The organism is Streptomyces sp. MspMP-M5 (assembly GCF_000373585.1).
Classification (GTDB): Bacteria; Actinomycetota; Actinomycetes; order Streptomycetales; family Streptomycetaceae; genus Streptomyces.
In genome coordinates this window covers 18,416-27,855 of sequence record NZ_KB891931.1, presented here as the reverse complement: position 1 = coordinate 27,855, position 9,440 = coordinate 18,416, and the positions used below count along the sequence as shown (strand labels likewise).

Annotated in this window: 3 protein-coding genes; all 3 read left to right on the top strand. The window is 69.8% G+C overall.

What is annotated here, in order from left to right; all coding sequences use genetic code 11:
- Positions 1–83 precede the first annotated feature (83 nt).
- Positions 84–6,743: a type I polyketide synthase gene (locus B073_RS0133310; RefSeq protein WP_018542412.1), complete on the top strand. Its 6,660-nt coding sequence runs from the start codon at positions 84–86 to the stop codon at positions 6,741–6,743.
- A 9-nt stretch (positions 6,744–6,752) separates the two neighbouring features.
- On the top strand, positions 6,753–7,781 hold the full coding sequence (locus tag B073_RS0133305) for a ketoacyl-ACP synthase III family protein (protein WP_018542411.1): 1,029 nt from the start codon (positions 6,753–6,755) through the stop codon (positions 7,779–7,781).
- A gap of 85 nt (positions 7,782–7,866) precedes the next feature.
- A complete protein-coding gene (locus tag B073_RS0133300; RefSeq protein WP_018542410.1) occupies positions 7,867–9,402 on the top strand; it encodes an FAD/NAD(P)-binding protein in 1,536 nt (511 codons plus the stop codon).
- The last annotated feature ends 38 nt before the right edge of the window (positions 9,403–9,440 follow it).

Sequence of the window (9,440 nt, the reverse complement as noted above, 5' to 3'; positions counted from 1 at the left end):
CACCGTCCCAACCGCGTCTCGACCGCATCCAGCGGCGAGCAGACATCCCGGTCACGACCGGCGATCAACATCGTGGAGGACTTATGACGGGCGAGCCCATCGCCATTGTGGGAATAGCCGGGCGTTTCGCGGGAGCCGATGGAGTCGACGCGTTATGGCGCCTGCTCCGGGCCGGCCGCAGCGCGGTTGCTGAAATCCCCCCGAACCGCTTCGACACCACCGAGATCTACGCCCCTGAGCCTCGATCAGCAGGAAAGACCGTCAGCCGCTGGGGCGGCCTCATCGACCGCGTCGACGAATTCGACGCGGAATTCTTCGGCATTTCGCCGCGCGAGGCGGCGCAGATGGACCCGCAGCAGCGCCTGCTGCTGGAGGTCTCGCACGAGGCTCTGGAGGACGCCGGTCTCACCTTCGGCGACCTCGCCGGAAGCTCCGCCGGAACCTTCATCGGTGAACACAACGGGGACTACTGGTCCCTGCAGAACTCCGCCCGCGACGAGCTGAACCTGTATTCCCTGACGGGCGCCGCGGCCCGCGCGGTGATGTCCGGCCGCATCTCGTACACCTACGACCTGCGCGGCCCCAGCATGTCCCTGGACACCGCCTGTTCGTCGTCGCTCGTCGCGGTGCACGTCGCATGTCAGAGCCTGCGCTCCGGCGAATCGTCACTGGCCCTGGCGGGCGGCACCAACCTGGTGCTGCTACCGGAGGAGAGCATCGGCTACTCCAGCGCCGGCATGCTGTCCGCCGAGGGGCAGTGCAAGTTCGGTGACGCCGGCGCGGACGGATTCGTCCGCAGCGACGGCGTCGGCATCCTCGTCCTCAAGCCCCTGTCCCGAGCCCTGGCCGACCGGGACCGTGTTCGGGCGGTCATCCTGGGCAGCGCCGTGAACAACGACGGCCGCAGCAGCGGCTTCATGGTGACGCCCGGGGTGGAGGGCCAGCGGCGCGTACTGGAACGGGCCTACCAGGACGCCGGAGTCGATCCCGCGACGGTGGACTACGTCGAGGCGCACGGCACGGGAACGGCGGTCGGCGACCCCGTCGAACTGGAGGCACTGGCCACAGTGCTGGGCGCCGGACGGCCCGCGGACCACCCGCTGCTGCTCGGCTCGGTCAAGACGAACCTCGGGCACACCGAGGCCGCGGCCGGTGTCGCCGGACTCCTCAAGACGGTGCTGTGCCTGGAACACCGCGAGATCCCACCCAGCCTGCACTTCCACACTCCCAACCCCGCTATTCCCTGGGGCACTTGGCCGGTACGGATCGCCGATCGTCGCACCGAACTGCCGGCCGGCGACCGGCCGCACATCGCCGGGGTCAGCAGCTTCGGGTTCTCCGGCACCAACGCCCATATCGTCCTGCGCGCCGCCACCGCCGAGGAAGCCGATCCCACCACCCGGAGCGCCGTCGACGACCCGGCCGAGGCCACCGGAGCCGGACTGCTGACGCTGTCCGCGGTGACGCCGGCCGCGCTGGACGCCCTGGCAGGTTCCTACCGCTCCTTCCTCGCCGACGCGAACACCGGCGCCGGACAGGCATTCCGCGACATCTGTTTCAGCTCGTCGGTCCGGCGGTCCCACCACGACCACCGGCTGGCGATCGCCGCCGCCTCCCACGCCCAGGCACTCGAAGCCCTGCGGGCCTACGCGGACCGCGACCCCGCACCGGGCCTGAGCGCGGGAGAGGTCCCGGGGACACAGCGGCCGCGGATCGCCTTCGTCTTCCCGGGCCAGGGGTCGCAATGGCTCGGGATGGGCCGGGAACTGCTCACCGCCAGCCAGGCATTCCGCACGGCCATGCAGGCGTGCGACAAGGCCGTTCAGGCCGAGGCCGGCTGGTCCGTACTCGACCTGCTGCGGGACGGGACGGAGGAGCGACTCGGCCAACTCGACATCGTCCAGCCGGCGTTGTGGGCCATGGAGGTGGCGCTCGCCGCCACCTGGCGGTCCTGGGGCGTGGAGCCCGACGTCGTCATCGGACACAGCATGGGCGAGGCCGCCGCCGTGGCCGTGTCCGGGGCACTCTCCCTGGAGGACGCCGCCGCCGTGATCTGCCGTCGCAGCGCGCTGGCGAAGCGGCGCAGCGGCCGGGGCGCGATGGCCTGGGTGGAGCTGTCGGCTGAGCACGCCCAGGAGGCCCTGGCCGGCTACGAGCATGCCGTGTCGGTCGCCGCGAGCAACAGCCCCCGCGCCACGCTGCTGTCCGGCGAGCCCCAGGCACTCGACGCGATCCTCGCGTCACTGGACCGGCGCGACGTCTTCACCAGGCTGGTGAAGGTCGACTTCGCCTCGCACTCGCCCCAGATGGACGAGTTGCGGGACGACCTCGTGGAGAGCCTGCGGGGTCTGCGTCCCAAGGCCGGCACGACCCCGTTGCGCTCGACGGTGGACAACCGCCTGATCGACGGCAGCGACTGCGACGCCGACTACTGGGCCCGCAACCTCCGCCAGCCTGTGCGCTTCTCGGAAGCGGTGGCCGCCGAACTCGACACCGGGCAGCGCACCGTGTTCATCGAGATGAGCCCACACGCCCTCCTGCTCAACTCCATCTCGGAGACCGCGGAGGACCGTGGCAAGGCGACCCTGGCGGTCGGCTCGCTACGCCGGGACCACCCCGAACTCCCCACCCTGCTCGGCGCCTTGGGGAACCTGTACGCGGCCGGCGTCGACATCGACTTCGGCGCCGTCAACGCCGGCGGCTCCTTCGTGCGCGTCCCCGCCTACCCGTGGCAGCGGGACAGTCACTGGCTGCCCGCAAGGGCCTCCGACCGGCCTCACGAACCTGCCGCCACCCCGGCCCCCGCGTCGGCCGCACACCCCCTGTTGCCCGCCCGTACCGGCGACGGTGTCTGGGAGGGCAAGCTCGACCGTGCGGCCAATCGGTACCTGGAGGACCACCGGGTCCAGCACACGCCGATCCTGCCGGGCACGGCCTACGTCGAACTGCTGCTGGCAGCGGGCAGCGAGCTGTACGGGGAGGTGCCGCTGGCCGTCGCCGATGTCACCTACCACACCCCGCTGTTTCTGACCGACGGCTGGGAACGGACCCTGCGGATCACCGTAGACGACGACGGCTCGGAACATGCGCGGTGCCGCATCGAGACCAGACCGTCCGCGGACGACGCGTGGACCGCCCACGTCACCGCCGGACTCAAGAGGATCTCCCGGCCCGTGCCGGCGGGCGACCCTGCCGTCCCGAAGCACCGCCCGGACAGCGTGTACATGAGCGGGTCGGAGTTCTACGCGCACCACGCCCAGCGCGGAAACCAGTGGGAAGGGTCCTTCCAGGGAATCACGGAGCTGCGGCGCACCGACGGCGAGGTCTGGGCCGAGTTGCAGAGCCCCACCGCGATCCGCCCGACGATCGGCAGCCACCGCTTCCACCCGGCGCTCCTCGACGCCTGCGCGCACACCCTCGCCGCAGCACCGCCGGCCTCCCACGAACCGTCGCCCGACGACGTGTTCGTGCTCGGCGGCATCGACGAGGTGCGCCTGTACCGGCCGGTCACCGCGGATCTCCGCACCCACGCACGCCTGCTCCCACAGGCACCGCAGGGATCCTTCTGCGGCGACATCCGCATCCTCGACCCCGACGGCGAACCGATCGCCGAGATCATCGGCATACGACTGCAGTACCTGATCGGAAACGGCACAGCCGCGGCCCAGGCAGCCGCCTTCACACCGACGCCCGCACGGACACCCGCACCACGTCCGGCCGCGCCGAACGACCCCCCACAGAGGAATCCCGTACCGCAGGAGACCTTGCCGAACGAAGGGACCGCGCCCGTGACGCCCCCCGCACTGCCCGACGACGTCCACGACATGCTCTACGAGCTGCGTTGGCAGGCGTCCGCACCACCCGCACGTCGCGCCCACGACGACGGCGACAGGACGCCGGGCACCTGGCTGGTGCTGGCCGACAGCGACAAGGCGGGCCGGATCGTCGCCGCCGGTCTGCGCGACGCCGGCACCACCGTGTGCATCGCCACCCCGGCGGCGGCCTTCGAGCGCCTGACCACCGACCGGTTCCGGGTCGCCCCCGGCAGCGCCGACGACCTGGCCGCCCTGGTCCGGGAAGTCTCCGCACTGGGACCCATCCGCGGCATCGTCCACCTGTGGGCCCTGGCGGCAGTCGACGTCGAGACCCCGACGAGGACGCAGCTGCGGCGCTATGAGCAACTGGCCGGCAGCAGTGTGCTCCACCTCCTCAAGGCCGTACAGGCAGCCGAGCTGTCCGACGCACCCAGGGTCTGGCTCGTCAGCCGGCACGCCCAGTCCGCCGGGGCCGCGGACCCGGTCACCGCACCGTTCCAGGCACCGCTGTGGGGTCTTGGACGCGCCGCGGCGGTGGAACACCCGGAACTCCGCCTGAGCTGCGCGGACATCGGCCGCGACGACTCCAGCGCGGAGTCCCTGGCGGCCGAACTCCTCGCCGACGATGTGGAGTCCGAGATCCTTCTCCGGGGTGACAACCGCTACGTCGCCCGTCTGACGCGGCGCTCGACGACGCACGACGCAGCCGCCCGATCGACGGGTGCGGTGGCACGCCGACCCGAACCGGCCACCGACGAGATCCTGATCCGTGTGTCGCACGCCGGCGCCGAGCCGGTCTCGGGCGCGCCGGAGAGAAGCGGCCGCCGCCCGGTCACCGTCTGGGAGTGCTCCGGCACCGTCGAGGCGGTCGGATCCGGCGTCTCGGACCTCACCGAAGGGGACGAGGTCATCGCCCTCGTCGCGACCCGGCCCGCCCAATACACCTGCGCCAAGCGGGTGTTGACCGCCGCCAAGCCCCAACGGCTGTCGCACGCGGAAGCCGCCACCCTGCCACTCGCCTTCGCCGCCGCCTATCACGCACTGGAAGAGCGCACCCGCCTCCTGGGGCAGGAACGCGTCCTCATCAACGACGCCGCCTCCGGCCCGGGAATGGCCGCGACACAGCTCGCACGCCTGAAGGGCGCGCGCATCCACGGCACGGCCGACGGCGAACACCAACGGACCGCGCTGGACCTGTACGGCGTCCACCGGCCCGAAGAAGACACCTCCTACGACGTGGTGCTCAGCACCGTCGCCCGGAAGGAGGGCCCGGCCGGCCTGTCGCAGGCGGGACCCTACGGCCGCTATGTCGACCTGACCGGGGGCCGGGGCACCTCCAGGCCGGAGCTGCCGCTTCCGGGCCAGATGTACTGCCCGGTGGATGTCGCCTATCTGGTCGCGCACGAGCCGGACCGTGCCGGCACGATCGTGCGCACCGTGGCTGCCATGGCCGAAAAGGGTGTGCTCCAGGCACTGCCGTACGAGGAGATCCCACACGACGGGACACCGCTCCAGGAGAGCCCGGCCGACGGCACGTATCCCGCCGGCGGCGCCGAGGACCACGGGGACCGGGTGGGCCGACTGCTCGTCAGGTTCGGCGACACCTCAACACCGGTCGCGGAGGACGCGGCTCCGTCCGGTATCAGCACCTTCCCCCGCGAACAACAGCCCCTGGTGATCCGCGACAACGCCACCTACCTCATCACCGGTGGGCTCGGCGGAATCGGCCTGCGCCTGGCCGAACGGCTGACGGCCCGGGGCGCCCAGCACCTCCTGCTCATCGGGCGCCGGTCAACACCCGACCAGGAACAGGAAGTCGGGCTCAAGCAGTTGCGCGCATCCGGCGCCGACGTGGCCTACGCGGCCGTCGACGTCGCGGACGAAACCGCGTTGCGCACGCTGCTGGCGGAGCGGGCCGCCGAGGGCAGGCCGCCGGTCGCCGGGGTGGCGCACGCCGCCGGGGTCATCGAATACCAAGCCCTGAACGACACCGACACCGCGCGGCTGGCGTCGCTGCTGCAGCCGAAGGTGCTCGGCGGCTGGGCCCTGCACCGGGTCTTCGCCGACCAACCGCTCGACTTCTTCCTGCTGTTCTCTTCGGCCTCCGCCCTTCTCGGCTCGCCCCTGCTGGGCGGCTACGCGGCGGGAAACGCCTTTCTCGACGCACTGACCTCCTTCCGGCGCGGGCGCGGTGCCACGGCGACCGCGGTGAACTGGGGCTTCTGGAACACCGTCGGCATGATCGCGGACGCCGAATCCGTCCAGGGACGTTCGCTGCGGCCGCGCGGCTCCTACGGTATGGAGCCGGACGAGGCCCTTGCGGTCCTCGAACACCTCCTGGCGGAAGACGCCAGGCAAACCGTCGTGATGCGCACCGACTGGACGGAGTGGCAGGCCGCCTATCCGCAGGCAGGTACCTCGCCACAGCTGCGCGAGGTGCTCCGGACCGTGCCGGACGCTCCACGGACTCGCCTTTCCGACCTGCCCGTTCCGAAGCCTGACGGCTCCCGGACGGACGAGTCCCGAGCCGACGCTCCCAAGCCCACCCCCTCCGCACCGGACCTTCGCTCCACCGCTCCGGTACGACAGGCCCCGCCCACCCCTTCGGTGCCCGAGACCCCGGCCGTCCCCGCGCCCCGCACAAGCACAGCGGAACGGAGCCAGGCACCGGGCCAGGCGACGCCGGACGACCTCACGGACGCTCTGGCCGGCCAGGTGGCCTCCGTCCTGGGCATGGGCGTCGAGCGGGTGAACCGCCACCGTCCCCTGACGAAGCTCGGCATCGACTCGCTCATGATGGTCGAATTCCGCAACCGCGTATCCCGTGAACTCGGCGTCCAGATACCGATCGTGAAGATCCTCTCGGGCGACAGCCTCGAATCGCTCGCCGATTGGGTGCGAGACGAACTCGCCGCCGGGAAGAAGTGAGGACCACCCATGCAGACACCAGACATCTGGCTCGCCGGAATCGGCGCATACGTTCCCGAGTCGTTCTCCGCCCGCGAGGCCGTGGAGCAAGGACTGTACGATCCGGACGAATACGAGCTGTACGGCTGGACCGGTGCGGCCGTCGCCGGTGAAATGCCCCCACCCGACCTGGCCATCCGGGCCGCGCGGCAGGCCATGGAAAGATCGGGACACACCAGCTCGGACATCGATCTGCACATTCACGTCGGCACCTATGACCAGGGACCGGACGGCTGGTCGGCACAGCACTACATCCTGCTCAATGCCATCGGCCGGGACGTTCCCTCCTACCGGGTGTGGCAGGCGTGCAATGCCCTCATCGGCAGCGCCGAACTGGCCGCCTCGTACCTGATGGCGGTCCCCGGCCGCACCGCCGCACTCGTCACCGGCGCGGACAATATCGGCAGGCCGGATTTCAACCGCTGGAGCTATGGCCTGCAGAACGGGGTGCTCGGCGACGCCGGCAGCGCGCTGGTGCTGTCCCGACGGACCGGCTTCGCCCGGCTGCTCGCCATCAACACCACCTCGCTCTCCGACGCCGAAATCTATTACCGGGGAAGCGAGGAGCTGTTCCCGCCGAGCGCCGCGAAGAACATCCGGGACCGTCTCGCATCCGTGGGCGGTGATGCCGCGGAGGCACTCGCCGAACTCGTACAGCGGCAGGGCGACGTCCGTACCGAACTGGCCCTGCGCACCCTGGACGAGGCCGATATCGGTGCGGACCAAGTGACCCGGGTCGCCCACCAGTTGACCGCTCAGGAGCGTTATATCGAGCAGATGCTCGCTCCGATCGGCATCGATGCCCAGCGCGGTATGCGGAAATTCGGCCAGGAACTCGGTCACCTGACCGTCAACGACCAGATCGTCGGCCTGAATCACTTGGTCGAGAGCGGTCAGGTCGGTCCAGGCGACCACGTACTCGTCATGAGCCACGGCGGCGGTACGGCACTGACCTGCGCCGTGGTCGAGATCACCGGCGATTGGCCACGAAGTGTCTGATCCGGTCACGGCAACGGCAACGACACGGGAAACACCGCTCTCGGGTAACGGACTTCATCCTTCACCACAACACGGGGAGGCACGTGTGGAGAATGACTCCCAGTTCGGCGTGGTCGGTCTCGGCGCGAGCGGCGTGGTCACCACGATCTCGCTCATCCGGGAACTGATCCGGCGCAACTCCCGGCAGCCCGGGTCCCCCTTTCAGATCACCGTCTTCGAACCCAACGGCCCTTTTCCCGGCGGCATCGCATACGGCACCCCGCACGACGTCCATGTGCTGAACATGCGGGCCTCGACCATGAGCATCCACAGCGATCGGCCCGACTCGTTCGTCGAATGGTTACGATCCCGTCCCGGCGTCACGCAGCACCACCCCGTTCACGAGGACGCCTACGTCCCGCGCTCGGCGTACCGGCATTACCTGGCCGATCAGTTCGCGGAGGCCGTGAAGGCGGCCGAGGAACACGGCGGATCAGTCCGCGTCGTCCCGTCCCAAGTCACCGACGTCTCACCACGGAACGACGGTGTATATCTCACCAGTTCCGACGGCGTCGCCCGATTCGACCAGGTAATCCTCTGCCCGGGGGAGTCGCACCACCCACCGCACCACTCTCTGGCCGGGCACCCGCGCTATATCGCTTCGTCCTGGGACTACCAGAGCATCGAGGAGATTCCAGCGGACGCCTCCGTAGGCATCATCGGAACGAGCCTCAGCGCGATCGACGTCGTACTGCTGCTCCGTGCACAAGGGCACAAAGGCCCCCTGCACGCCGTCTCCCGCGTGCGACCGCTGCCGAAAGTCCAGGGCGCATATCACCGGCATGAGCTGAAGTACCTGACACGACACCACCTCCGCCTGCTGACCTGCGACCACACCCGCCCCCTCACCCTTTCCGATGTGTCCGTGCTCTTCCGGCTGGAATTGCAGGACGCACTCGGCGAAACGGTGGACTGGGAGAACGGGGTGCTCGCCGAAATCCACCGGGAGGACCACGCGCGGAGGCTGGCAGAGGACATCCGCGCAGCCGAATCGGGCAACGCCTACTGGTACTGCGTCCTGGATGCCACCGGCGACGTGATCCTCGACTACTGGCATCATCTGGACGCGGCGTCGCGGCAGCTCTTCGAGCAATGGCGCCCGTATTGGATGACGTACCGCCATTGCATGCCCTTGCCGACGGCGCGAACGCTCCTCGACATGATGGAGCAACAACACCTCACGGTCTCGACCGGGATGCGGGAGGTGACCCAGGGCGAAGCAGGGGACTTCCGCATCACCACGCACCAGGCCGAGTTGTACGTCGACTATGTCGTCAACGCCCGTGGTGTGTCCGGGGATTCGGTACGCGGCGGCCCACCGCTCGTACAACAGCTACTGGCTTCCGGGACGGCCGTCGCCCACCCTGACGGCGGCCTGCGCGTCGAATTCGACACGGCACGCGTGTACTCGCGGGACGGTCATGTCTGGCCCCACCTGTTCCTCGTCGGCCCTCAGACGTCGGGAGTGCACTTCTACACGAATTCCATGGAAACCATCATGCGCAATGCCGACCAGGCTGCCCGGGCCGCCGTAGCGGCTCTGCCGTCCTCGAAGTCGAAGTCACTGGCCGAACAGCAATAGGCGATAGCCGCCACCCCTGGCTCTCAAGCCCGCCTCGC